Source organism: Mycolicibacterium agri, from assembly GCF_002553505.1.
GTDB classification, from domain to species: domain Bacteria; phylum Actinomycetota; class Actinomycetes; order Mycobacteriales; family Mycobacteriaceae; genus Mycobacterium; species Mycobacterium agri.
Genome location: NZ_PDCP01000085.1, coordinates 1 through 22,027 on the forward strand (window position 1 = coordinate 1; position 22,027 = coordinate 22,027).

Sequence of the window (22,027 nt, forward strand, 5' to 3'; positions counted from 1 at the left end):
ACAACCGCACCGGCGAGTCGGGCGGACGGGGCCAAAACAGACCGTCCTACCGGGGCCAAATCAACCTGTCACAGCCAGACCGACGAGTGGACGCACTTCTTCGCCGAACAACCCGAGCTGCAGGCCTACTTTCAGCGGGTGATGGACAAGCACGACATCGGCAGGCATGTGCGGTGGGAGACGGAGGTCACCGAGGCGGTCTGGGACGACGAGACCGCGACGTGGACGGTGACAGCACGCGACCGGACAGGGGCGACGACGACGCTGTCGGCGCGCGCGGTCATCAGCGCGGTGGGCCAATTGAACCGCCCGCACGTGCCCGCGATCGCAGGCCAGAACCGGTTCGCCGGGCCCGCGTTTCACTCCTCGGAGTGGGATCACTCAATTGATCTGCGCGGCAAGCGCGTTGCGCTGATCGGCGCTGGCGCCAGCGGATTCCAGATTGCGCCCGCGATCGCCGACGACGTCGCCGCGCTGACGATCTTCCAGCGCACCGCGCAGTGGATGTTCCCGAACCCGAACTACCACGAGCCGGTGGGGCCGGGTGTGCGGTGGGCGCTGCGGTATTTGCCGTTCTATGGCCGCTGGTATCGGTTCCTGTTGTTCTGGCCGGGCTGCGACAAAGGGCTGGAGGCCGCGCGGGTCGACCCCGACTACCCCGACCAGCAGCGGGCGGTCAGCGAGGCCAACGATCTCGCGCGCATGATGTTCACCGAGTGGATCACCAGCCAGGTGGGCGACGACCTCGAGCTGCTGGCCAAGGTAGTGCCCGACTACCCGGCGACCGGCAAACGCACCCTGCAGGACAACGGCAGCTGGCTGAAGACGTTGCGCCGCGACAACGTCGAGCTGGTCAGAACCTCGATCGCCGAGATTGCGCCCGACGCAGTGGTCACCGCGGACGGCGAACGGTATGACGTCGATATCGTGGTCTACGCCACCGGTTTTCACGCCAACCGGATGCTGTGGCCGATGACCGTCGTCGGACGCAACGGCGAGATACTGTCCGAGCGTTGGGGTGAGCGGCCGTCGGCGTATCTGGGCATCACGGCGCCCGGCTGTCCGAACTTCTTCTGCATGTACGGGCCCGGCACGAATCTGGCCAGCGGCGGCAGCCTGATCTTTCACTCCGAATGCCAGATGCGCTACATCACCCAGTGTCTGGAGTGGCTGATCGCCGACGGCCACCGGTCGCTGGAGCCGCGCGAGGACAAGGCCGCCGAATGGCACGCCCGTACCCAGGCCGAGATGCGCAAGATGGTGTGGTCGCAGCCGTCGATCAAGCATTCGTTCTACAAGAACGCCCACGGCGAGGTGCACACGCTGAGCCCGTGGCGGCTGGTCGACTACTGGAACTGGACCCGCGAACCGAATCGCGACGACTTCGTCATCACCTGACCGGCGCGCACCCGAATGTCAGTCCAACTGCCAGTTCATGTTCTGGGCGAAGGCGCGCCCGTTGTCGGACAGCGTGCCCAGTTGATGGCAGCGCTTGACGTACTCGTGCACCATCACCAGGAAGTTCATCGGGTTGTAGGCGTCTTCCTCGTAGCTCCACTTACCGTCACCGGCGTACTTGAGCACGGTGATCACCGGTGACTCGTGAATGCTGCCGTCGCCGGGGTCTTTCATCCTGTTCGGGATTCGCGCGATCACCCAGCCCTTCTCCTCGTCGATCGCGTACCACTCGCACGGGAAGAACGGCATCTCGCTGCCGGGGAACTCGTTCATCGTCGTCGAGATCCATTCGCGGATCTGCTCGCGGCCGGTCCTGTTGCCCATACCGTGCTCGATATACGTTGCGTCCTCGGTGAATTGGTCGGCGTAGCTGGCCCAGTCCCATGCCTTGGCGATCTCGACGACGGCTTGCTCGTATGCGTGAAACGCCTCTTCGAGTTCGGCGCGTGACCATTGCCCCATCGTCAGACTCCTTCAGCAGACGCCGAAGCTGTTGTACCAAAGGCAGGCCCGCCGCGGACCCGAATCAGGACACCGTCAGCGTGCGTTCGCGCTCCCAGATCGTCGTCCACGGCGCGTGCCTGCCCGTCAGCAAATAGACCCGCATGTCGTCGTTGATGTCGGCGATGCGGCGCGACGCGTCGAAGTAGGGCGCCAGCGGCGCGGGGTCGCCGCCGATGTAGAGCGCGGTGTCGAGATGCTCGGGCGGCGGCGGGAAATATCCGTAGCTGCGGCTCAGGCTGTAGGCCTCGGGCAACCGGTAGCGGTCGGAGTAGCCGTCGACGTAGGCGGCGATGATGTAGGACTCGCCGACGATCACGACGCGGTCGCGCTGTGCTGCGGGCAGCGCGCGGTATGTGTCGGCGGTGCGGCGCACGCCCTGCTCGCCGATGTCGGAGCGGATGATCACGACGGACAGCACCAGCACGCCGACCGCCAGCGCCGCACTGGACGCGACGCCAAGGCGGGCCACCCATCGCCGTTGGCGGCCGGCTTCGCGTCGTCGCTGCAGCCCGAGCGCGCCTGCCGCCGCCAGCGGCGCATAGAGCCCGACGAGGTAATACGGCCGGCCCGCGGTGGCGACGAACAATATGTAGAGCGCGACGAAAGTGACGGCGATGAAACGGTATTCGCGCAAGCCGCGGAACAGGCGCCACAGGCCGTAGCCGCCCAGCACGATACCGAGCACGCCCGCATACAGCAGCATCTGCCACGCGATGCCGAGCCGTCCGCCGTAGAGCGCCTCCGCCTCGCCTGCCACCACCGGAGCCATCTGCAGTTGCGGCCACCCGTGCAGCTGCTGCCACACCAGCGTCGGAGCGGCGATCGCCGCGGCCAGAACGGCACCCACCCACAACATCGGCCGCCGCAACATCTCGCGGGGCCCGACCACCGCCACGGCGGCCACCAGCACCGCGCACAGCAGCAGCGCCCGCAACTGCGTCATCGCCGCCACGCCTGCGACGGCGCCGGCGGCCAGCAACAGCCGGTCGTCGCGCAGGCGAATCCAGCGCACCAGCAACCACATCAACAGCAGCCAGCCGAGGGGCTCCAGTGAGTACGGCGTAAGCCAGTGCCCGGCCAGCGCGGTCCACACCGCGGTCGCTTGCGCGGTGGCGGTGAAAAGCTGCGCGCGCCCGTCACATCCGAGTTCGCGCGCGATCAGTCCGGCGACGACGACCGCGGCACCGGTCGCCAGCGCGGCGGGTAGTGCCAACATCTGGTGCGAACCAGAAGCGATCGCGTCCATCGCGGCGGCCAGCGCGGGCGCCACCGGCGGCTGATCGGCCGACCCCCAGTCGAGGTGGTTGCGGCCGATGGCCAGCATGTACACCTCGTCAAACCAGTAGTTCTCGCCCAATGCGCCTGCCACCCAATGCAAAACGGCAACCGCCGCCGCCAACAAGGCGATGGGGCGGGTGGCGAACCGGGTGACGGACCGTTCGGGCGCAATCTCGGCGGCGGTGGTCACGTGCCGCCACGATACTGTCGAGCCATGGCGCTGCGTATCGACCCTCAGGTGGACAAGCAGTTGACGGAGATCATGGCGGCGCTTGGCGAATCGGCGCCGTCACCGGTCGGCGACGTCGAGAGCCGCCGCGCAGGCGGGCACCGCATGATGGACTATGTCGCCGCCAACTCTCCACCGGTCGAGGGCGTGCACACCGAGCGGTTTTCGGTCACCACCGCTGACGGCGCGTCGGTGGATCTGATCTTTTACCGGCGGTCAGTGGGGGAGCAGCCCGGCAGTGCCGCGCTCTTCATCCACGGCGGCGGCATGATCTACAGCCTCGAGCACGTCGGCGCGATCGTCGACCTCGGCGTGCGCGGTTATGTCGCGGCCTCCGGTGTGCCGATGCTGGTCGTCGACTACCGCGTCGCGCCCGAGCATCCCCACCCGACGCCGGTCGAGGACTGCTACGCCGCGCTGCAATGGCTGGCCGAGCACGCCCACACCCTCGGCTGCGATCCGGCCCGCCTGGCCGTGATGGGCGACAGCGCGGGCGGCGGCTTGGCGGCGGGCGTGGCCCTGATGGCGCGCGACCGCGGCGGTCCCGCCCTCGCGCAGCAGCTGCTGATCTATCCGATGTTGGACGACCGGCCCGCGACACCCGACCCTGCGCTGGTGCCGTTTCTCACATGGACCTACGACGACAACCTGACCGGCTGGGGCGCCCTGCTCAGCGACAAGGCCGGTGGCGATGACGTGTCGCCGTATGCCGCGCCGGCCCGCGCCACCGACCTGTCCGGGCTCCCCGACACCTACATCGACGTCGGCGATCTCGACCTCTTCCGCGACGAGGACATCGACTACGCGCGCAGGCTCTCGGCGGCCGGGGTGCCGACGGAGTTCCATCTGCATCCCGGCTGCCCGCACATCTTCGAGGTCGTGGCCGCCGACGCCGACGTCTCGAAGCGGACGATGCAAGACCGCATCCGCCGGTTGCAATCCCTGTGACCGTTGCCCGTAACGGCCGCATGCGACGTGCCGATACCTCAGTAGGGGTCGTGGCGTGCGCCCGACGCTGCGCGGGCGCAGGTCAGGGAATCGGACTAGGCGCGTCGGCGTCGGAGAGGTGGGAACGATTCGACGCCGCGCCACCCAGCTAGGAGTTAGAGATGAAACCGGCCAGAACTTTGGTCAACGCGATCGTCGTCGCTGCGCTCGGCTTCGGGGCCGCCGGACTGGGCACAGGCGTAGCAGAAGCTAAGCCGAAACACGACATCGACCGGCCGTGCTTCCCGTTCTGCGGCGACGGGCACGGTAGGAAAGACTTCCACCGCGGTGACTGGGACAAGGGTCCGTGGTGGGCCAACAACCGACACGACTGGTGGGACGAGCGCCAGGGCCCGCCGCCGTGGGGCTGGGGCCCGCCGCCGGCATACCACTGGCACGGAGGCCCGCCGCGCCCGTTCAACTACTGGGGCTATGACGTGACCCCCGTGTGGGACGACGGCTTCCACCAGTGGGGCATCTGGCTGTTCGGCCTGTGGATCCCGATCATCGGGATCGGCGTGGTCTGATCTTCGAGGTCAACTCGGCTGCCCGGACGGCGCCTCGACGACGGCCTTGATCCGCTCCAGCGTCTTGCGCATGTCGCGGATGTTGCGCCGGGTGCGCAGCTGGCCGCCGAGCACCGAGAAGGCCTTGGTGAACACGCTGTCGGCCATCCGGAACGACTCGGTGACCTCGGTGCCGCCCTCGACGGGCGTGAACGCGTAATGCCAGTTGTTGACGGGCTTGTCGCCGAGGAGCACCGCGAATCCGAATTCGCGGCCGGGCTCACAGGCGGTCACCCGGCAGGTCGTCCAGTACACCGGGCCGATCTCGTTGCGGCGCACATGGCCGCGAAACCGTGCGCCCAGCGCCGGCCCGGTGGCGTCGTCGAGCCATTCGGCCTCGATCACCTCCGGTGAGAACTTCCCGGTGTTGCGGACGTCGGCGACGATGTTCCAGATCTCGTCGGCCGGCGCCGCCATGAAGACCGCCACCGATGCGCGCACGCGTCACCTCCTTGGGGCCGCATCACCGTAGCCGGGCGAACCGCGCGTCGGTGGCGGTTCACCGATGAACCGCGAATTGATCCGCCACGTGTCAATAAGTGTTACGCCATGGGTGTGTCCGGGTGCAGGGAGGAGCCGTCATGATCCGTCGCGCTATTCGAGTTTGGTCATCGGCTGCGATGGTGGCCGCCGTCGCCTTCGGGGTGGCCAGCCCGCCGGCCGCACTCGCCGATGACCGGCTGAACTTCACCGGCACCACCCTCAGCGGGGCACCGTTCGAGGGCGCATCGCTGCAAGGCAAGCCCGCAGTGCTGTGGTTCTGGACGCCGTGGTGCCCGTTCTGCAACGCCGAGGCACCGTCGGTGAGCAAGGTGGCGGCGGCCAACCCCGACGTGACCTTCGTCGGTGTCGCGGCCCGCTCCGATGTCGCCGCCATGCAGGGGTTCGTGTCGAAGTACAACCTGAACTTCACCAACCTCAACGACGCCGACGGCTCCATCTGGGCGCGCTACAACGTGCCGTGGCAGCCGGCGTATGTGTTCTATCGGGCCGACGGCACCTCGACGTTCGTCAACAACCCCACGTCGGCCATGCCGGAGCAGGAACTGCAAGATCGGGTTGCCGCGCTCGCCTAGCGGCTACGCCGAGTGCAACACGACCTGGTCGCGCTGGCGTTCGCCGCCGGGCTGGTGGCCGCGCTGAACCCGTGCGGCTTCGCGCTGCTGCCTGCCTACCTGACGCTGGTGGTGCACGGCGACGGCAGGGCCGGTGTCGCGGCAGCGGTCGGGCGGGCCGTCGCGGCGACTGTCGCGATGGCGCTGGGCTTTTTGGTGGTGTTCGCCGCGTTCGGGCTTCTCGCCGTCTCGGTGGCGTCGACGTTGCAGCGGTATCTGCCGTTCGTCACGGTGCTGATCGGCATCGTGCTCGTCGCGGCGGGCGGCTGGCTGCTGGCGGGCCGTCACTTGCCGCTGATTATGCCGAATGCGGTGTCCCGCAACAGTTTCGGAGCGCCCTCACGCCAGCTGGGGTCGATGTTCGGCTACGGCGTCGGGTATGCGATCGCCTCGTTGTCTTGCACCATCGGCCCGTTTCTGGCGGTCACCGGCGCCGGGGTCGGCGGCACATCCACCGCGGGCCGGGTGTGGGTCTATGTGGCCTATGCCGCCGGTTTCGCGCTGATCGTCGGCACGCTGGCCGTCGCCGTCGCGCTCGCGGGTACCGCGCTGATCGACCGGATGCGCCGAATCCCGCGGTATGCCAACCGCATCGGCGGCGTGGTGCTAGTCGTGGTCGGCCTCTATGTCGGCTACTACGGGTACTACGAGGCGCGACTGTTTCACGCCAACGGCGATCCCGCCGATCCCGTCATCGCGGCGGCCGGCCGGGTGCAGGGCGCTATCGCGGGCTGGGTGCATCGCCACGGCGCATTGCCCTGGCTGGTGGCGCTGGCGATACTTCTTGCCGCAACGGCTATTTGGGTCTGGCGGGTGAGATCGTCCCGCGCAGATCGGGCCACGGTGGACGACGGACCATAGCGAGGGTGGCCAGCGTCGCAGACACCAACCCGATCAACTCACCCATCAACGTGATGCGGGTCGAGTCGACGGCGGGCACCCACTTCGCCTCGCCGTTCTTGATGACGAAGACGCCGACCGGCTTGGCGGCCAGGTGCAGATCGGCATCGGCGGAATCGGGTTTGGTTCGACCCCGCACCCGCGCGACGGGAAGCACGGTTACGCCGTCGGAGGTTTCGTACGGCTGCCCGTAGACCTGTGCGGCGGCCGGATCGGGCACGATCGAGTCGAGGGCTTCTCGCAGCTTCACTGGCGGTCCTTCCCCTTTGTCTTCCACTGTGTTTCATGATCACCGAACCGATGCGGTGATTTCGCCGCAAACAGGGCCCGGCACTCAACCAGCAGGATGCGAATTCACATCACGCGGTCAGCAACGGCGTCCTACACTCTATTCACAGAGGCCCCGAAGACGATCGCCTCCGAGACGCGCAGTCCAAAACAACTGGAGACCGCCATGACCGTCTCAATGTCACACCGCGTGCTCGACGCGGCGGAGTCTGACCAGCCCGCTACTGCCAGTGCCCTGCTACGCCAGCTCGGCATCGCGCATGTCAGCGTCGAAAAGCAGAAAGTCCACCTGGAACGCTGGCTGTTGGAACACCAGCCCCAGCGGCCGCTGCGAATCAGCTTGCGGGAAAACGGTTACGGCCTCCTGTTGAAAGAGACCGACGAAAAACGCGCCGCCGCGGCCGGCTTCGGCTGACCAGCTCACTCCGCAGCTGGGCGCAAGTCAGCGATCGAAGCCGTCCTCGTCTGGAAGAGGCACCGCGATCGCCTGTTCGATCAGGTCCGCTTCGTTGGCAGCGGCCGCGTCCGCTTCGCTGATGCTCGATGGATCCAGTCCGGCGTCGTCGTCGTACACAGGCAAGTCGTCGTCGGGGTACGTCATGATCGGCCTCCTTCCACGGCTAGGTTCCGCGCACTGACGGCGCAGTCACTACCAATCATCGGCTACCAGCAATTGTGTCCTGTCGCGAATCGGCCAATCCGGCCGGTTCCGATCGGACCGGGCCTGGGGGACCCAGGAGAACATCCCGCCAGGCCCGCGCGCGCAGGAAGCGCTCGATACGGGTCAGCTCACACGAAGTGATGCTCGGCCGAGGATCGGGCCCGTGCCCGCTCGTCAGCAGCTTCCTGCTCGGCCGGGTCGACGACGATCGCATCAGGACCGGGGTAGACGGTGGATTCCTGACCAGTGCTGAACCACCGCACCACGTAGGGGGGCGAGCCGTCCGCCGAACGTACCTCGGTGATCTCGCCGCGCTGGTCCGGGCGGTCGGTCGTCGAGCCCTTGATAATCAACCAGTCGCCTACTTTGGCCTTCATCAATCCCGCTCCTTCCTGGATCGAGAAACCCTTACACCCCAAATTGTGCCCCCGAATGCAAGCGGTGTGTAACCGCTGCGCACCCGTCGGCGATATCTCTGCTGTCGGGGCTGTACGCACGACGGGAAGCAAGTGTCATGAGTGTCATAAAGGTATTTCGCCGAATTGCCTGCGCCGTGTTTGCGGCGACTCTTTTCGCGAGCTTGACCGCCGTCCTCGGTGGCGCGCCCACCGCGTCGGCGGCACCGGAGATGCTCAGCGTCCCTTCGCCGTCGATGGGCCGTGACATCCAGGTGCAGTTCCAAGGCGGCGGCCCGCACGCGGTGTACCTGCTCGACGGCATGCGGGCGCGCGACGACCGAAACGGCTGGGACATCGAGACCGGCGCCTTCAGCTGGTTCGACGGATCCGGGCTGTCGGTGGTGATGCCGGTGGGCGGCATGTCGAGCTTCTACACCGACTGGTACCGGCCCGCGACCGGCAACGGCACCACGCAGACCTACAAGTGGGAGACCTTCCTGACCTCGGAGTTGCCCGCCTGGCTCGCCGCCAACAAGGGCGTCGAACCTTCCGGCAACGCCGTGGTCGGGCTGTCGATGTCCGGCGGAGCCGCGCTGATCCTGGCCGCCTACCATCCCGGCCAGTTCATCTACGCCGGATCGCTGTCGGGCTTCTTGAATCCGTCGGCCCGGCTGTGGCCGGTGCTCATCGGCGTCGCCATGGCCGACGCGGGCGGCTTCAACGCGCTCGACATGTGGGGCCCGTACGGCGGCCCCGCCTGGCAGCGCAACGACCCGATGCTGCAGATTCCACGGCTGGTCTCCAACGGCACCCGGATCTGGGTGTACAGCGGCAACGGCAACCCCACCGACCTGGACGCCGGTCTGGGCAACGCCCAGATCCCCGCGCAGTTCCTGGAGGGCCTGACGATACGCACGAACAGGGAGTTTCAGGCCCGCTACGAAGCCGCGGGCGGCAGCAACGGGGTGTTCAACTTTCCGCCGAACGGCACCCACAGCTGGGGCTACTGGGGCGGTCAGCTGCAGGCGATGAAGCCCGACATCCAGCGCGTGCTCGGCGCCACACCTGCGGTGTGAGCTTTACAGGTCGCGCGACCAGTATTCGCCCACCAGCTCCCGGCCGAAGCTGGTGTGCGGCTCGCTGCGGTCGAGGTGAAAGCCTGCTCGTTCATAGATCCGGCGTGCCGCAAGCAGAACGTCGTTGGTCCACAACATGATTCGCGTGTAGCCGGCTCGCCGCGCGAAGCGCAGGCATTCGTCCACCAGCCGGGTGCCGACGCCGGCGCCGCGGGCATGCGGTTCGACCAACAGCAGCCGCAGTTGCGCGGTGCCGGGGGTGTCGGAGGCGGTGCAGAACACACAGCCGACCCGTTCGCCGTCCAGTTCGGCGATCCACGCCGCCTGTGAGGTGGTGTCGCGGCGGTCCGCGAAGTCGGCGACGATCCGGGCGACAAGCGCCTCGAACCCGACGTCCCAGCCGTACTCGGCGGCATAGCGGGCGCCGTGGCGTTCGACCACCCAGCCGAGGTCACCGGGCGCGGGCGGCCGCAGGATCAGCGCGCCGGGCGCTGCACCGTCGAGCACGCGGCGAATCCGGCCCATCGCCGTCACCAGGGCCGTGCGCTGAGCCTCGTCGAGCGGGTCGATGAGCCGCTCAATCGCGTCGGTCTGCAGCGCGTCCAGTTCGTCGAAAGCCGCCCGGCCCGAGGGGGTCAGCCGCACGACCTGTCGGCGACCGTCGACAGCGGACTGTTCCCGTTCGACCAGACCGGCAGCGATGAAGCGCGACAGCAGCCGGCTGAGGTAGCCGGCGTCGAGGTCGAGCGCGCTGCGCAACTCCGAAACCGCCACCTGATCGGCGTGCGCCAGTTCATAGAGCACCCTGGCCTCGGTCAACCCGAACGCCGAGCCGACCAGCTGCGGCCGTAACAACCCGAGGACCCGGGTGTAGAAGCGGTTGAAACCACGGACCTGATCAACCGTGGCATCGGACTGAACAGTGGATACGGTCATAGTTGACAGAGTCAACTAATTACTTGACTCTGTCAAGCATCACGGTCGCGCTCGTATGGGCGAGGCGTTTGAATTCGCCGGCACCAGCTATCCTCGACGCAGCCGGCTCGGCCGACGCATCGGCCGCAACGCCTGGAAAACCACACACCTGACCAAGCCAGCGCCGATAACCGGCGCCCGAAAGGCCCTCACCTTGACAGACACACCCACGGGCACCCCGGACCTCAAGCCGCATTTCGAGGACGTCCAGGCGCACTACGATCTGTCTGACGACTTCTTCCGGCTGTTCCTGGACCCGACCCAGACCTACAGCTGTGCCTACTTCGAGCGCGACGACATGACGCTCGAGGAGGCGCAAATCGCCAAGATCGACCTGTCGTTGGGCAAGCTCGGCCTCGAGCCCGGCATGACGCTGCTCGACGTCGGCTGCGGCTGGGGCGCCACGATCAAGCGGGCGGTGGAGCGCCACGACGTCAACGTTGTCGGGCTCACGTTGAGCCGCAACCAGCAGGCCCATGTGCAGAAGCTCCTTGACGAGCTGCCGAGCGAGCGCAGCAAGCGGGTATTGCTGCAGGGCTGGGAGCAGTTCAACGAACCGGTCGATCGCATCGTGTCGATCGGCGCGTTCGAGCACTTCGGCCGCGACCGCTACGACGAGTTCTTCAAGAAGGCCTATTCGGCGCTGCCCGCCGACGGGGTGATGATGCTGCACACGATCGTCAAGCCAAGCGACGAGGAGTTCAAGGAACGCGGGCTGCCGATCACCATGACCAAGCTCCGGTTCTTCAAGTTCATCATGGACGAGATCTTCCCCGGTGGTGATCTGCCCCAGGTCAACGTCGTCGAAAACCACGCCACCAAGGCCGGTTTCAACGTGGCGCTGGTGCAGCCGCTGCGGCTGCATTACGCGCGCACGCTGGACACCTGGGCCGCGGCGCTGGAGGCACACAAGGACGAGGCCATCGCGATCCAGTCGCAAGAGGTCTACGACCGGTACATGAAGTACCTGACCGGCTGCGCTGATCTGTTCCGCGAGGGCTACACCGACGTCTGCCAGTTCACGCTGACGAAGAGTTAGCGCTTACTGAACTTGCGCCACAGCCGCAGCGGCAGCAGCCCGATCAGCGGTGCCCGCTTACCCAGCGAGTCGGTGTCGCGGCGGTTGAACGCGGCCGCGTAGCGCTGCGCGTCGGCGGCCGACGCGTACTGTTTGGCGCCCGCGTCCTGGCCGCACCGATCGCATGCCCATCGCAGCGTGGGCCCGTCGGCGTGAAACGCAGGCCGATGGCCGAAAACCTGACACGCCAGCGTCATTGGCCTGCCTTCTCGCGCTCCGCCTCGTCCTCGGCGGCGTCTGCCGTCGTCAACGGCAGCGCGAGATTCTCGAGCGGCTGCCCTTCGGCCTTGACGCCGTAGACCCATTCGACGAGTCCGGCCAACGCCATCACCGCCGCACCGATCAGGAAGGACAGCATGGTCAGGGCGCGTACCTCGGACTCGATCAGCTGGCCGAACAGCAGCGGCCCGGTGATGCCGCCGATCCCGGTGCCCACGGCGTAGAAGAAGGCGATTGCCAGCGCGCGTGTTTCGAGCGGGAAGATCTCGCTCACCGTCAGATACGCCGAGCTGGCCCCGGCAGAGGCGAGGAAGAAGCACACCGCCAGCACCACCATGAACAGCCACAGCCCACCGGTTTCGGTCACGAAGACGACCGCTAGTAACGCAGCGACCGCGGCAGATCCGATGTAGGACAACGTGATCATCGGCTTACGCCCCACGGTGTCGAAGAATCGGCCCAGCACGATCGGACCGAGGAAGTTGCTGAATGCCCACAGCGCGTAGAACACGGGCACCATCCCGGACGCGACGTCGTAGAAGCCGCTCAACAATGTGCCCAGATTGAAGGTCACGCCGTTGTACAGGAAAGCCTGCCCGATGAACAGCGCCAGCCCGAGCACCGCGCGCTTCGGGTACTTGGTGAACGCCACCTTGGCGATCTCGCGGAACGGAATCGCCTTGCGCTGCCGGATTTTCAGCGGTTCGCCGGCCGGCTCGGGAAGCGACTCGTCGGTCTCGTCCCCGACTTGCTTTTCGATCTGGTTGACTATGCGCTCGGCCTCTTCTTCCTTGCCGTGGATGAACAGCCACCGCGGGCTCTCCGGAACGTGGCGGCGGACAACGAGGATGACCAACCCGAACACCGCACCGATCCCGAACGCCAGCCGCCAACCCAGATCGATCGCCAAGATGTTGGTGTTCAACAGCACCAGCGCGCCCGCCGCGCCGCCCGCGGCGCCCCAGCCAGTACGACCCGTTGATGATGAGATCGACGCGTCCGCGCACCCGTGCCGGAATCAGTTCGTCGATGGCGGAGTTGATTGCGGCGTACTCACCGCCGATTCCGGCGCCCGTGAAGAACCGGGCTATGTAGAAGTACCAGGGCGCGAACGCGAAAGCGGTCGCGACGGTTGCCGCGAGGTAGACGACGAGGGTGAGAATGAACAGCTTCTTGCGGCCTAACCGGTCGGTCAACTGGCCGAAGAACAGCGCGCCGAGGCAGGCGCCGGCGATGTAGATGGCCGCCGCGACGCCGATCTCGCCCGCGGTGAGTTCGATGCCACTACCTGGCTCGGTGAGGCGTGATGCGACGTTGCCGACCATCGTGACCTCGAGGCCGTCGAGGATCCAGACCCCACCCAGACCAATGACGACGCGCCAGTGGAACCGCGACCACGGCAACCGGTCCAGCCTCGCCGGTATCTGGGTCTCGATGACGCCCGTCTGAGCGCGCCCGCGCTTCCTCTGTGTCCCCCGCTGCGTCCCCGGACCTTTACGTATCACCGCCGCCTCCTCGCGAGCGCACCAACACGATGGCGGGGGAGTACCCAGGTGGCGACGGGTTTAGTCAAGCGTAAATTCCGCTGTATGGGCAGCGCCGTGCAGGAATGGCTACGGTCGACGGCGGCCAGAGCGCTGATGCTCGCCGCCTTGACGATGTCGATCGTCCTGGCAGCCGCGTTCATCGTCATCTACACACCACCCAAGACCGGAGTCGAGGGAGAGCCGATGTCGGACGAGCAAGCCATGGCGCAGGTGGTGGACGCGGCCAGGCAGATCGTCACCACCACACGAATGGACGAGGCGAACGGCAGCGCTGTTTTCCTGTCCTGCACCAGCCTGCACGATCCGCCGTATCAGGCGGCGGTTTATCTGAACTTCCGGCTACCGGAGACCAATTCGGTCAAGCGCATCCGCGAAATCGCGACGACCATGGTGGCACACGGTTGGCAGCAGGCGCCCGCCATGGGCGAGCACTTCGGACTCAAGCTGACCCGCGACGGCGTCACCGCAACCTTTCACGAGAACCTCGACGACGAAAACTTCGGCACCGTACGCATGTACGGGCAGTGCCGCAATGTCGGCGATCATCGCAACGACGATCCGGCCTGGACCGACATCACCGATCAGCTCGGCTAGAGGCTGCGCTGAAGCAGCAGGGTGTCCAGCCAGCGGCCGTGCTTGAAGCCGACCGAGCTGAGCCGGCCGACCTCCTTGAAGCCCCGATTGCGGTGCAGCGCAACGGAAGCCTGCGCATTGTCGTCGACGATGACGGCAATGACCTGTCGCATGCCCGCATCGCGGCACCCGGTGAGCAGCGCGTCGAGCAGCCGTCCGCCGATGCCGCGTCCGGTCGCGTGCGGCGCGAGATAGATCGAGTCCTCGACGGTGTGCCGGTATGCGGGCCGTGACCGCCACGGCAAGCAGTAGGCGTAACCGGCCACCGCGCCGTCGATTTCGGCGGCCAGGAACGGAAGGCCCGCATCGACCACCGTGTCGAACCGCCGAATCCATTCCTCGCGTTCGGGCGGGCTGGTCTCGAAACTCGCCACACCGCGCAAGACGTGATGGGCGTAGATTTCGCCGATCGCGTCGAGATCGTCGGTCGTCGCGGGTCGGATGGTCGAGTCGGTGGGGTGCAACGCCGTCAGCAGGCGACCGGATGCGATTCGCAGTACGGTGTCGTGCCCGGGAAGCGGTGCCGATGGTCGGCGACCCATCGATAGATCGCGTCCTGCACGGCCTTGACGCCCGGGATGCGGTACACGGCCAGCGGCAGCACGGTGCCCAGTGCCGCTGACAGCGCGGCGTTCGCTGCTTCGGCGCCCGAATACACCCGGCCGGTGGAGTCCAGCCACCGCACCGAATCCATCAGATGCTCCGGTGCGAAACCGAGTCGTTCGGCCGTGCCTGGCTGTTGCAGCGGCGCGGTCTGCAGTTCACCGGTGCGATCGAGTTTGAGCAGGAGGTCGCGCGACCGCGTGCACATTCCGCACGCGCCGTCGAAGAACAACACTCCGCCCGGTTGCCTCATATCGTCATTGTCCCTCCGGGGACAGGTCCCTGAGTGCTTCGGCTGCCGATGTGACCGAACTCATCCGCAGCGCCGTCTGTCCCGCGTAGCACGCCGCGCGATCGACCGCCGTAGCCGGCATTCCGACCGTCGGGGCGACGGGGGAGTACAGCGGAAGCCGGGGCGTCTGGATCCGCGCCACCGATGCCGCGCCAGGAAGCCGGGCCAGTACCGCGCTGCGGGCGTTGATGATCCGTGGAGCCATCTTGGCGGTGCCGTCGGCGTCGCACCACCGTCGGGTCGCGGCGTTGGGTATGACGCGGTGCGGCGCGGGCCAGCCGAGGCCGAACAGCGTCGTCCGTAATGTGCTGTCGGCGGCGAGGACTCGGCGTTGGTATTCCGGATGCGCCTGCGACTCATGGGTGAGCAGGAATCGAGTGCCTGCGATGGCTCCGCTCGCCCCGGTGGCAAGCGCGGCGCGGGTGTCGTCGGCTGTCGCGATCCCACCGGCCAACAGCACCGGCCTGCCGTCGGCCAGCGCGAGCGCCTGCGGAAGGAAACTCAGCGCTTCGGTGGTGCCGCACAAATGCCCGCCGGCCTCGCAGCCCTGAGCGATGAGCCCGTCGGCGCGCCAGGAGACGGCGCGTCGGGTCTGCTCGGCGGTGCCGACCATGACGAAGACGAAAATGCCTGCCGCCCTGAGCTTTTCGACCAAGTCGCGGTCACCGCCGAACGCCACGACGGCCACATCGATGCGCTCGCGGATGCACACCGAAATCTGGCTGCGGCGCAGGAAGGGGGTCAGCAGGTTCACCGCGACCGCCCGGCCGGGGGCGCGGGCGCGGACCTCGGCGATCGAGTCGCGCAGTTCGCGTGCGGGAAGCAGGCCGAGCGTGCCCAAGCCACCCGCGGCCGCGACCGCCGCCGCCAGTTGGGGACCGGCGAGACCACCGCCCATTCCGGCCTGGCCGACAGGAACGTCCAGGCTCAGCCGGTCAAGCAGGTCCACGCGCGGGTGGCCCTGGCGGCGGGGCGTCGGGCGAGGCGTCGCGACGGCGGGCCGCCATCCCGGCGAGCGCCTCGAGCACCACCCGGTGGGCGGCGTTGACGGTGAGCTCGGCGTGGTCGTAGGCGGGTGCGACCTCAACGACGTCGACGCCGGCGACATCGTGCTCGTAGCAGAGTTGGCGCACCATGCGCAGCAGATCGGCGCTGGTGATTCCGCCGGGTTCCGGGGTGCCCGTGCCGGGCGCGTGCGCCGGGTCCAGCACGTCGATGTCGACCGACACGTAGAGCTTTTCGGCCTTGTCGAGCGCTTCGGCGACGGCCTGGCGCATGACCTCCTTGAAGCCGCGTTCCCAGATCTCCTGCATGGTGTGCCACGTCATGCGCTGCTCGAGCATCCACTCGAAGGTGTCCTGCGGCGGCCAGTAACCGCGCAGGCCGACCTGGACGAAATGGGTGCCCGGCACGGCGCCGGACTCGATCAGTCGGCGCATCGGGGTGCCGTGGCTGGCCAGGTTGCCGTCGATGATGTCGGCGGTGTCGGCGTGCGCGTCGAAGTGCACGATCCCGACGTTGCCATAGCCGTGCACGTCGGCGACCGCCGTCGCGGCCGGCCAGGTGATCGAGTGGTCGCCGCCCAGGATCACCGGCACGATCCCTCGGGACGCCACCGCATGCACACGCTCGCGGATGTTCTTGTGCGACACCTCGGTCAGGCCGTGCGGGCAGAACGCGTCACCGAAGTCGACGACCTCGAGCCAGTCGAAGATCTCCAGCCCGTAATCCATGTGATAGGTGCCCGGCTCGTACGCGGTGGCCCGAATCGCGCGGGGCCCGAACCGCGCGCCGGGCCGGTTCGTCGTCGCCACGTCGAACGGTGCCCCGACGATCGCGACGTCGGGGCGCCACGACTCGAGCTGCTCGACTTCGGTGAGGAACGGCCGATGCCCGAACGACGCGAGACCCGCATAGGGCAGGTCGAGTTGTTCTGCCATGCCCGGCGGCAAGTCGCGCTGCGGCTCATGGTCGTGGTGATCACCCATAGCGTGACAGTACCGCTCGCCCTGCGTCAGCACCCGCCGTTGGTCCGGCACGACTCACTTCGCGGCGAACTCCGCGAACCGTTGCAGACCGACACCCCAGCCTGTGGAACCGCCGACAGCGTCGGCCATGCCTTGACCGCCGTGCGTCAGCCGCCAGAAATCCTTGTGCACCACGGTGACTCGCGTTCCGTCCCCCTCGGCCGTGAACGACACCGAGACACGCGACGCCTTCTCCACGTCGGTTTCGAGTTGCCAGGTGCCGTCGATCATCCACGCGAAGGTGAAGCCGGACGGCGGATCCCACTCGATGACCTGACCCCACTCCGACTCGCTGCCGTCCTCGCAGGAGTCATAGATCCGGCCACCGACGCGCGGCTCGACCGTCATGGCCACCACAGGCGACTGCGCGAGATGGTGCTCGGCGGGCCACCATTCGACCATGCGATTGGTGAACAGGTCGAACGCCCGATCCGGCGTGACTGGCACAGTGATTTCGCGACGGACGTCGGTGATTGTGGTCATGTTCGATCTCCTGACTTATCGGGTTGGTTCTCGGCGGCAGTTGTCCGCGAATGCTCTTCTGCGGTGCGTTCCGCGAACGCCGCGAACGCCGTGAGGGCGTCGCGCCACATGACATCGAGCCACTGTCGGAGCACCTCGAAGCCATCGGTGGTCACGGTGTACACGCGACGAGTCCCGACGGGATGGGACGTCACGAGGCCGGCGTCTTTGAGGATCTTCAGGTGCTGCGAGACCGCCGGCCTGCTGATCGGCAGTTGATCGGCGATCTCTCGAACCGACGACGGCTTACGCCGAACCAGGTCGAGAACGTCTCGCCGAGTCGAATCGGCGAGCGAGTCCAGAACCCTTCCGTAAGTGACCACTTACCGTTAATATCAGCTTACGGAGCTGGGGTCAAGCGCTCTGTTCAGGAGGCTCCGCCGGTGATCTCATTTCCAAGCGAGGCTGGGGTTTTCGAGTCAGCCCGACTCGTGGCCGCGCGCCGCAGCAGCTGGGGTACGACGATGCGATGAACAGGCGCCACTGCGGTCCACACCATGCGGGCCAGCACCGGGCGCCGGTAGGCGACGAACGTCTCGAGCACGGCCGTCGACGGCGGAATGCGTCTGCCCACCAACATCCCGTCCACCAGCGGACCCGCGGCGCGCAGTTGGATGCGGTCATGGTCGGCGGCGATCACGTCCCAGCCGAGGACATGCTGCGGATCGGATCGATTGGACAGGTCGAGCCACAGCACGAAGCGGTGGGTCAACCCGACGGCCAGCTGCATCCACCACGGAACGCCCGCCGCGCCGGCCAGCACGACCTCTTTGGCCGACCTGGTGTCGGTCTCGTCGATCGAAACGGCGAAGGCGTCGGCGTAGTCCCATTCTTCGGTGGTCACGACCGGTCGGCGCTGTACGAGAACCATTGTTGCCCAATCCTTTCCAACATTCGGGGATAGACGATCAGATAGCGGAACGGGCTGATGGCCAACATGTACGCCTCGCCGAACAGGCCCTTCGGCTTCACCAGGATCGCCATCTGGCCGCGGTAACCGCCCTCGCCGTCGGGGACCCAGCCGAGATGGATGACACCGTGGACGGTGCGGTTGACGATTTCGGCCGCCCACTCGTCGTGCAGTTGAAAGAGGGGGTCGAATCCCAGCGCAGGCGACACGGTGGAGGGGCGAGCGCGCAGTTCGCCGGGCAGCCGCTCGCGCAGACGCTGGCGGGTGTCGTCCTTGCTCGGCCGGTCCCAGCCCAGCACGCGGCCCAGGCCGAGTCGGATCGCGAACAGCAGCCCCACCAGGCTTGGCCGCCGTCTCGCCTCGAATGACGTCGCCGTGCGGACCAATCGGGGGAAGTCGTCCGGCCCGCCAGGGGTGGGCAGCGCCCACACGTCCTCCAGCCGGAAGTCACGCGCGAGTTCGTGGATGCGCCATGGCCGGGAAAAGTGCTCGCTTTTCGGGAGTTTCATCGCAACCCTCCTCATCGCTTACAGTAACATACATACATGCACGTATCTATATCGGATTCTGAACCTGGGCGGCGGACGCAGGCCGAGCGCCGCGCGCGAACCAGAGCGGCCCTGCTCGAAGCGGCCGCGCGGGGTTTTTCGCGCTATGGGTACGGCAACCTCGTCTTGGAGAAGGTGGCAAGCGAAGCCGGCTACACCCGCGGCGCGCTGTATCACCTCTTCGCCGGGAAAGAGGAGTTGGCGCTCGCGGTTGTCGATTGGGTGGCCGAGAGATGGGAGCAGGAAGTCTGGCGGCCGGCGCAGGACGCGGGTGCACCCGTCGACGTGCTCATCGCGCTTGGTCGCGGCCACGTCGTGTTCTGCCGGCGGGATGTCGCGCGGGTGATGATGGCGTTGCGCGTCGAGTTCGACGGTCGCGACCACCCCGTCGGCGCCAGGGTCGCCGAGATCGGCAGAGACCTCGCCAAGAGATTCGGCGCGATCGTCGCCGCAGGCCGCCGCGACGGCTCGATACCGCCGGGCCCGCCCGCGAAGCTGCTCGGGGCCGCGATCACCGCCGCTGTCGAAGGACTGGCGATCCACCTCGGCGGTGTCCCGCATGACGCCGCAATGGCCGAGCGGATGGTGCGTGGCCTGCTGGGCGTCCCCCCGAAGCGGGGGTGACGACGCCGACGCATCAGCAGCGGGCACACTCGAGCAGTGCAGTTGATATCGCTCGAGGACGTCCAGGCCGCCGCGGATCGGGTCAGGGAGGCGGTGATTCGCACGCCGTTGCTTCCCGCCAGGTGGGGCGATCCGCAGCGGCCGCTCTGGATCAAGGCGGAGAACCTGCAACCGATCGGCGCATTCAAGATCCGCGGCGCCTTCAACGCCGTCGGCAACCTTTCCGAATCCGAACGCGCCCGCGGTGTGGTGGCGTATTCGAGCGGAAACCACGCCCAGGCCGTCGCCTACGTGGCCGCCGCGTTCGGCATACCGGCACATATCGTCATGCCGCAGGAGACACCCCATGTCAAGGTGCAGGCCACCCGCGACCACGGGGCACAGGTTGTGCTCTGTGGCGCCGGTGAACGCGAGAAGGTTGCCGGCGAGGTGCTCGAGCAGACGGGCGGCGTGTTGATACCGCCGTTCGACCACCCGGACGTGATCGCGGGCCAGGGCACCATCGGCCTTGAGATCGCCGATGACCTGCCCGATGTGCAGAACGTGCTCATCCCGGTCAGCGGCGGGGGATTGGCCTCCGGCATCGGGACGGCGATCAGGGCGAGGTGTCCGAACGCCAAGGTGTTCGGGGTGGAGCCGGAGCTAGCCGCCGACACCGCGGAGAGTCTGCGGCGCGGCGAGCGGGTCGATTGGTCGATCGATGACCGCAACCGCACGATCGCAGACGGCCTCCGCTCACAGCCGTCGGCCCTGACATTCGCCCATCTGCAGAGACTGCTCGATGGCGTGATCACGGTGTCGGAGAATGAGATTCGGGCCGCGGTTCGGGAACTCGCCGTCAAGGCGCACCTGGTCAGCGAGCCCAGCGGCGCGGTCGGCCTGGCGGCCTACCGGCAAAGTTCGATACCACCCGGCCCGACCGTGATGGTGCTGTCCGGCGGCAACATCGAGCCCTCGGCACTCGCCGACATCGTGAATGGCTGACGTCGACCAGCAACATTTTTCTATTTGCTGAGTCGCCGCGCAGCCCTTGTCGCAACCTGCTCTGGGGCACAAGGGATTTGCTCGGCATCGAGATGTCGACCACGACGCAAACCCCGGCGGGTCCACGGCCCGACTTGCAGGTAGTCTCACCCCGTCAGGTGACGAAGACCACGCCCACAGCAAGGGGTGCCCAGGGGGTGCAGATGGAAGCGGTGCTCGGGTTGTCAATGACGCCGACCACCGTTGGACTTGTCCTCGTCGAAGGCCACGACGCCGACGGCCCCACCATGGACAAGGACGAATTCGCGGTCCACGACCGAGGCCTGGTGAGCGCCGTGAACACCTCCGAGAAAGCCGCGGCCGCCGTGCTGCGCTCCGAGGCGGTCGCCGCCGCGCGCGGGCATCGGCTGCACTCCATCGGCGTGACGTGGAGTGAAGACGCCGACACCGAGGCCTCACTTCTTCTGGAATCGTTGTCGCAGTCGGGATTTGACAACGTCGTGGCCGTTCGCCTGCCCGAAGCCACCGAGGCGCTGGCCCGCGGGGTCGCGAGCGTGATCGGCTACGAGATCACCGCCGTATGCGTGATCGAGGCCGACGCCGTGGTCGCCATGGTGGTCGACACCGCCCATCCCGAGGTGCAGACCGCCGTCAGCCATTCGGTCGCCACCGATGAGGATCTGGCCCGGTGGCTGAGCTCTGTCTTCGCACAGGCCGCATGGCAGCCAGAGGCTTTGGTGTTGGTGGGATCGGGCAGCGATCTCACCGCGATCACCCCGCATCTCGAAGACGTTCTCGCCGTGCCGGTGTTCGTGCCCGCTGAGGCCCAACTCGCGCTGGCCCGCGGTGCGGCGATGGCGTCGGCGCACGGCACCGACTTCTTCCTCGCGCAGGCCGGCCGCTCCGGACGGGTTCCGACCCATGCGAGCAGGCCTTCGCTGGTTCCGCGCATTGGCGCAGCCGGTGCGATGTTGGCCGTCGGCGTCGTCGGCCTCGTCGTATCGGGCTCGCTGGCCATCGGCCTGCAACTGACGGCGGGCGAAAGCGCAAACCCGGCCGAAAATGCCTCCGCTGCAAGGAATTCCGATGTTCCGACAGCGCTGAAGGCAATACAGCCCGCTCCCGCGGCACCCGCGCCGACGACGATGGAGGCCATCCCGCCCGCTCCGCCGCCGGAGGAACTGCCCCCGCCGCCGGAGGAACTGCCGCCGCCCCAGGAGGCCGCGATCGAGCCGGTGCCGGTCGCGGAGCCCGCGGTGCCGGAGGCGCCCGCCCCAGAGCCGCTCGCGCCTCCTGTCGACGGATCCGCCCCACAGGGCGTGTTGGCGCCCAACGGAGTTCCGCTTCCACCCGGCGTCACCGATCCCGCGCCGGGACTGGTGCCTGCGCCGGTGACGCCGGTGCCCGAGGAGAAGCCCGGCATCCTGCGCAGGCTCAAAGACAAGCTGTCCGGGATCGGCCAGCCCGACCCGCCACAGGGCCCCGTCGACGGCGTGCAGGCTCCCGTCGACGGCGCACCCCCGCCTCAGGGGGTCTGTTATAAACATATCCGAGCCCCCGAGACTATGCATGATGGCGTTTTCCCTCTTGGGCTTTATAAAAAAA

At 67.3% G+C, this 22,027-nt stretch carries 28 protein-coding genes and 1 pseudogene; 12 read left to right on the plus strand and 17 right to left on the minus strand.

Annotation, left to right across the window (positions count from 1 at the left end; all coding sequences use genetic code 11):
- Nucleotides 1-1,398 (plus strand): flavin-containing monooxygenase (locus tag CQY20_RS28085; RefSeq protein WP_109789753.1); only part of this gene is annotated, 1,398 nt, incomplete at its 5' end.
- Nucleotides 1,399-1,416: 18 nt separating this feature from the next.
- Here CQY20_RS28085 and CQY20_RS28090 read toward each other — a convergent pair.
- Entirely contained in the window at nucleotides 1,417-1,920 is a 504-nt protein-coding gene (locus tag CQY20_RS28090; RefSeq protein ID WP_097943721.1) for a Cif family virulence factor, read from the minus strand.
- Between the two features lie 64 nt (nucleotides 1,921-1,984).
- Entirely contained in the window at nucleotides 1,985-3,430 is a 1,446-nt protein-coding gene (locus CQY20_RS28095; protein WP_163700232.1) for a glycosyltransferase family 39 protein, read from the minus strand.
- A gap of 24 nt (nucleotides 3,431-3,454) precedes the next feature.
- Between CQY20_RS28095 and CQY20_RS28100 the strand changes: the two genes are divergently transcribed.
- Nucleotides 3,455-4,417 (plus strand): alpha/beta hydrolase, encoded by a 963-nt coding sequence (locus CQY20_RS28100; RefSeq protein ID WP_097943723.1) that lies wholly within the window; start codon nucleotides 3,455-3,457, stop codon nucleotides 4,415-4,417.
- Nucleotides 4,418-4,578: 161 nt separating this feature from the next.
- Nucleotides 4,579-4,983 (plus strand): hypothetical protein, encoded by a 405-nt coding sequence (locus CQY20_RS28105; protein WP_097943725.1) that lies wholly within the window; start codon nucleotides 4,579-4,581, stop codon nucleotides 4,981-4,983.
- A 9-nt stretch (nucleotides 4,984-4,992) separates the two neighbouring features.
- On the opposite strand, the gene CQY20_RS28110 is transcribed toward CQY20_RS28105, so the two are convergent.
- Nucleotides 4,993-5,463, minus strand: a complete 471-nt coding sequence (locus CQY20_RS28110; RefSeq protein WP_097943727.1) for an SRPBCC family protein — start codon at nucleotides 5,461-5,463, stop codon at nucleotides 4,993-4,995.
- Between the two features lie 140 nt (nucleotides 5,464-5,603).
- On the opposite strand from CQY20_RS28110, the gene CQY20_RS28115 reads away from it, so the two are divergent.
- The gene (locus CQY20_RS28115; protein WP_097943769.1) at nucleotides 5,604-6,098 is read left to right on the plus strand and encodes a protein disulfide oxidoreductase; all 495 of its coding nucleotides are present in this window, start codon (nucleotides 5,604-5,606) and stop codon (nucleotides 6,096-6,098) included.
- Between the two features lie 12 nt (nucleotides 6,099-6,110).
- A complete protein-coding gene (locus CQY20_RS28120) occupies nucleotides 6,111-6,998 on the plus strand; it encodes a cytochrome c biogenesis CcdA family protein (protein ID WP_097943729.1) in 888 nt (295 codons plus the stop codon).
- Here the strand turns inward: CQY20_RS28120 and CQY20_RS28125 are convergent.
- Nucleotides 6,934-7,287 (minus strand): hypothetical protein, encoded by a 354-nt coding sequence (locus CQY20_RS28125; RefSeq protein ID WP_097943731.1) that lies wholly within the window; start codon nucleotides 7,285-7,287, stop codon nucleotides 6,934-6,936. The genes CQY20_RS28120 and CQY20_RS28125 overlap by 65 nt on opposite strands.
- Before the next feature lie 204 nt (nucleotides 7,288-7,491).
- On the opposite strand from CQY20_RS28125, the gene CQY20_RS28130 reads away from it, so the two are divergent.
- A complete protein-coding gene (locus CQY20_RS28130) occupies nucleotides 7,492-7,740 on the plus strand; it encodes a hypothetical protein (RefSeq protein ID WP_133119147.1) in 249 nt (82 codons plus the stop codon).
- Between the two features lie 27 nt (nucleotides 7,741-7,767).
- Here CQY20_RS28130 and CQY20_RS34940 read toward each other — a convergent pair whose 3' ends face one another.
- Both CQY20_RS34940 and CQY20_RS28135 read right to left on the minus strand, forming a co-directional pair.
- The gene (locus CQY20_RS34940) at nucleotides 7,768-7,926 is read right to left on the minus strand and encodes an Rv3202a family protein (protein WP_165789307.1); all 159 of its coding nucleotides are present in this window, start codon (nucleotides 7,924-7,926) and stop codon (nucleotides 7,768-7,770) included.
- Between the two features lie 188 nt (nucleotides 7,927-8,114).
- A complete protein-coding gene (locus CQY20_RS28135; RefSeq protein ID WP_097943735.1) occupies nucleotides 8,115-8,363 on the minus strand; it encodes a DUF1918 domain-containing protein in 249 nt (82 codons plus the stop codon).
- A 137-nt stretch (nucleotides 8,364-8,500) separates the two neighbouring features.
- Between CQY20_RS28135 and CQY20_RS28140 the strand changes: the two genes are divergently transcribed.
- Nucleotides 8,501-9,460, plus strand: a complete 960-nt coding sequence (locus tag CQY20_RS28140; RefSeq protein WP_097943737.1) for an esterase family protein — start codon at nucleotides 8,501-8,503, stop codon at nucleotides 9,458-9,460.
- A gap of 3 nt (nucleotides 9,461-9,463) precedes the next feature.
- On the opposite strand, the gene CQY20_RS28145 is transcribed toward CQY20_RS28140, so the two are convergent.
- Complete coding sequence (locus CQY20_RS28145; protein ID WP_097943739.1) at nucleotides 9,464-10,396, minus strand: bifunctional helix-turn-helix transcriptional regulator/GNAT family N-acetyltransferase; 933 nt, start codon at nucleotides 10,394-10,396, stop codon at nucleotides 9,464-9,466.
- A gap of 193 nt (nucleotides 10,397-10,589) precedes the next feature.
- Here CQY20_RS28145 and CQY20_RS28150 point away from each other — a divergent pair, with 193 nt between their 5' ends.
- Nucleotides 10,590-11,474, plus strand: a complete 885-nt coding sequence (locus tag CQY20_RS28150) for a cyclopropane mycolic acid synthase family methyltransferase (RefSeq protein WP_234816449.1) — start codon at nucleotides 10,590-10,592, stop codon at nucleotides 11,472-11,474.
- Here CQY20_RS28150 and CQY20_RS28155 read toward each other — a convergent pair.
- On the minus strand, nucleotides 11,471-11,710 hold the full coding sequence (locus tag CQY20_RS28155) for a DUF1660 family phage protein (protein ID WP_097943743.1): 240 nt from the start codon (nucleotides 11,708-11,710) through the stop codon (nucleotides 11,471-11,473). The two genes, CQY20_RS28150 and CQY20_RS28155, sit on opposite strands and share 4 nt — an antisense overlap.
- Nucleotides 11,707-13,156, minus strand: a pseudogene (locus CQY20_RS28160) (MFS transporter). The gene CQY20_RS28155 and the pseudogene CQY20_RS28160 overlap by 4 nt, the downstream one beginning before the upstream one ends.
- Nucleotides 13,157-13,321: 165 nt before the next feature.
- On the opposite strand from CQY20_RS28160, the gene CQY20_RS28165 reads away from it, so the two are divergent.
- On the plus strand, nucleotides 13,322-13,873 hold the full coding sequence (locus CQY20_RS28165; RefSeq protein ID WP_097943745.1) for a lipoprotein LppJ family protein: 552 nt from the start codon (nucleotides 13,322-13,324) through the stop codon (nucleotides 13,871-13,873).
- Here the strand turns inward: CQY20_RS28165 and CQY20_RS28170 are convergent.
- The 8 genes from CQY20_RS28170 to CQY20_RS28205 are packed head-to-tail and all read right to left on the minus strand — an operon-like array spanning nucleotide 13,870 to nucleotide 18,775.
- Nucleotides 13,870-14,454: a GNAT family N-acetyltransferase gene (locus CQY20_RS28170; RefSeq protein WP_097943747.1), complete on the minus strand. Its 585-nt coding sequence runs from the start codon at nucleotides 14,452-14,454 to the stop codon at nucleotides 13,870-13,872. The two genes, CQY20_RS28165 and CQY20_RS28170, sit on opposite strands and share 4 nt — an antisense overlap.
- Nucleotides 14,382-14,768, minus strand: coding sequence for a thiol-disulfide oxidoreductase DCC family protein (locus tag CQY20_RS28175; protein ID WP_097943749.1), 387 nt, complete (start codon nucleotides 14,766-14,768; stop codon nucleotides 14,382-14,384). The genes CQY20_RS28170 and CQY20_RS28175 overlap by 73 nt, the downstream gene beginning before the upstream one ends.
- A gap of 4 nt (nucleotides 14,769-14,772) precedes the next feature.
- On the minus strand, nucleotides 14,773-15,756 hold the full coding sequence (locus tag CQY20_RS28180) for an NAD(P)H-dependent flavin oxidoreductase (RefSeq protein WP_097943751.1): 984 nt from the start codon (nucleotides 15,754-15,756) through the stop codon (nucleotides 14,773-14,775).
- Entirely contained in the window at nucleotides 15,743-16,795 is a 1,053-nt protein-coding gene (speB, locus tag CQY20_RS28185; RefSeq protein ID WP_097943753.1) for an agmatinase, read from the minus strand. Before speB ends, CQY20_RS28180 begins: the two co-directional genes overlap by 14 nt.
- A 54-nt stretch (nucleotides 16,796-16,849) precedes the next feature.
- Nucleotides 16,850-17,317: an SRPBCC family protein gene (locus CQY20_RS28190; protein ID WP_097943755.1), complete on the minus strand. Its 468-nt coding sequence runs from the start codon at nucleotides 17,315-17,317 to the stop codon at nucleotides 16,850-16,852.
- Complete coding sequence (locus CQY20_RS28195) at nucleotides 17,314-17,679, minus strand: ArsR/SmtB family transcription factor (RefSeq protein ID WP_097943757.1); 366 nt, start codon at nucleotides 17,677-17,679, stop codon at nucleotides 17,314-17,316. The genes CQY20_RS28190 and CQY20_RS28195 overlap by 4 nt, the downstream gene beginning before the upstream one ends.
- Nucleotides 17,680-17,723: 44 nt before the next feature.
- Entirely contained in the window at nucleotides 17,724-18,200 is a 477-nt protein-coding gene (locus tag CQY20_RS28200; protein ID WP_163700229.1) for a DUF2867 domain-containing protein, read from the minus strand.
- Nucleotides 18,197-18,775, minus strand: a complete 579-nt coding sequence (locus CQY20_RS28205; RefSeq protein WP_097943761.1) for a DUF2867 domain-containing protein — start codon at nucleotides 18,773-18,775, stop codon at nucleotides 18,197-18,199. Before CQY20_RS28205 ends, CQY20_RS28200 begins: the two co-directional genes overlap by 4 nt.
- A gap of 36 nt (nucleotides 18,776-18,811) precedes the next feature.
- On the opposite strand from CQY20_RS28205, the gene CQY20_RS28210 reads away from it, so the two are divergent.
- From CQY20_RS28210 to CQY20_RS28220, 3 genes are all read left to right on the plus strand, one after another.
- Nucleotides 18,812-19,438 (plus strand): TetR/AcrR family transcriptional regulator, encoded by a 627-nt coding sequence (locus CQY20_RS28210; protein ID WP_097943763.1) that lies wholly within the window; start codon nucleotides 18,812-18,814, stop codon nucleotides 19,436-19,438.
- A 36-nt stretch (nucleotides 19,439-19,474) separates the two neighbouring features.
- On the plus strand, nucleotides 19,475-20,422 hold the full coding sequence (locus CQY20_RS28215; RefSeq protein ID WP_097943765.1) for a threonine ammonia-lyase: 948 nt from the start codon (nucleotides 19,475-19,477) through the stop codon (nucleotides 20,420-20,422).
- A 158-nt stretch (nucleotides 20,423-20,580) separates the two neighbouring features.
- Nucleotides 20,581-22,027 (plus strand): DUF7159 family protein (locus CQY20_RS28220; RefSeq protein WP_207767331.1); only part of this gene is annotated, 1,447 nt, incomplete at its 3' end.

Coding starts and splice junctions, on each gene's coding strand:
- CQY20_RS28090 (WP_097943721.1), bottom strand. CDS start 1,920: ATGGGGCAATGGTCACGCGCCGAACTCGAAGAGGCGTTTCACGCATAC.
- CQY20_RS28100 (WP_097943723.1), top strand. CDS start 3,455: ATGGCGCTGCGTATCGACCCTCAGGTGGACAAGCAGTTGACGGAGATC.
- CQY20_RS28105 (WP_097943725.1), top strand. CDS start 4,579: ATGAAACCGGCCAGAACTTTGGTCAACGCGATCGTCGTCGCTGCGCTC.
- CQY20_RS28115 (WP_097943769.1), top strand. CDS start 5,604: ATGATCCGTCGCGCTATTCGAGTTTGGTCATCGGCTGCGATGGTGGCC.
- CQY20_RS28130 (WP_133119147.1), top strand. CDS start 7,492: ATGACCGTCTCAATGTCACACCGCGTGCTCGACGCGGCGGAGTCTGAC.
- CQY20_RS34940 (WP_165789307.1), bottom strand. CDS start 7,926: ATGACGTACCCCGACGACGACTTGCCTGTGTACGACGACGACGCCGGA.
- CQY20_RS28135 (WP_097943735.1), bottom strand. CDS start 8,363: ATGAAGGCCAAAGTAGGCGACTGGTTGATTATCAAGGGCTCGACGACC.
- CQY20_RS28140 (WP_097943737.1), top strand. CDS start 8,501: ATGAGTGTCATAAAGGTATTTCGCCGAATTGCCTGCGCCGTGTTTGCG.
- CQY20_RS28145 (WP_097943739.1), bottom strand. CDS start 10,396: ATGACCGTATCCACTGTTCAGTCCGATGCCACGGTTGATCAGGTCCGT.
- CQY20_RS28155 (WP_097943743.1), bottom strand. CDS start 11,710: ATGACGCTGGCGTGTCAGGTTTTCGGCCATCGGCCTGCGTTTCACGCC.
- CQY20_RS28165 (WP_097943745.1), top strand. CDS start 13,322: ATGGGCAGCGCCGTGCAGGAATGGCTACGGTCGACGGCGGCCAGAGCG.
- CQY20_RS28170 (WP_097943747.1), bottom strand. CDS start 14,454: ATGGGTCGCCGACCATCGGCACCGCTTCCCGGGCACGACACCGTACTG.
- CQY20_RS28175 (WP_097943749.1), bottom strand. CDS start 14,768: ATGAGGCAACCGGGCGGAGTGTTGTTCTTCGACGGCGCGTGCGGAATG.
- speB (WP_097943753.1), bottom strand. CDS start 16,795: ATGGGTGATCACCACGACCATGAGCCGCAGCGCGACTTGCCGCCGGGC.
- CQY20_RS28190 (WP_097943755.1), bottom strand. CDS start 17,317: ATGACCACAATCACCGACGTCCGTCGCGAAATCACTGTGCCAGTCACG.
- CQY20_RS28205 (WP_097943761.1), bottom strand. CDS start 18,775: ATGAAACTCCCGAAAAGCGAGCACTTTTCCCGGCCATGGCGCATCCAC.
- CQY20_RS28210 (WP_097943763.1), top strand. CDS start 18,812: ATGCACGTATCTATATCGGATTCTGAACCTGGGCGGCGGACGCAGGCC.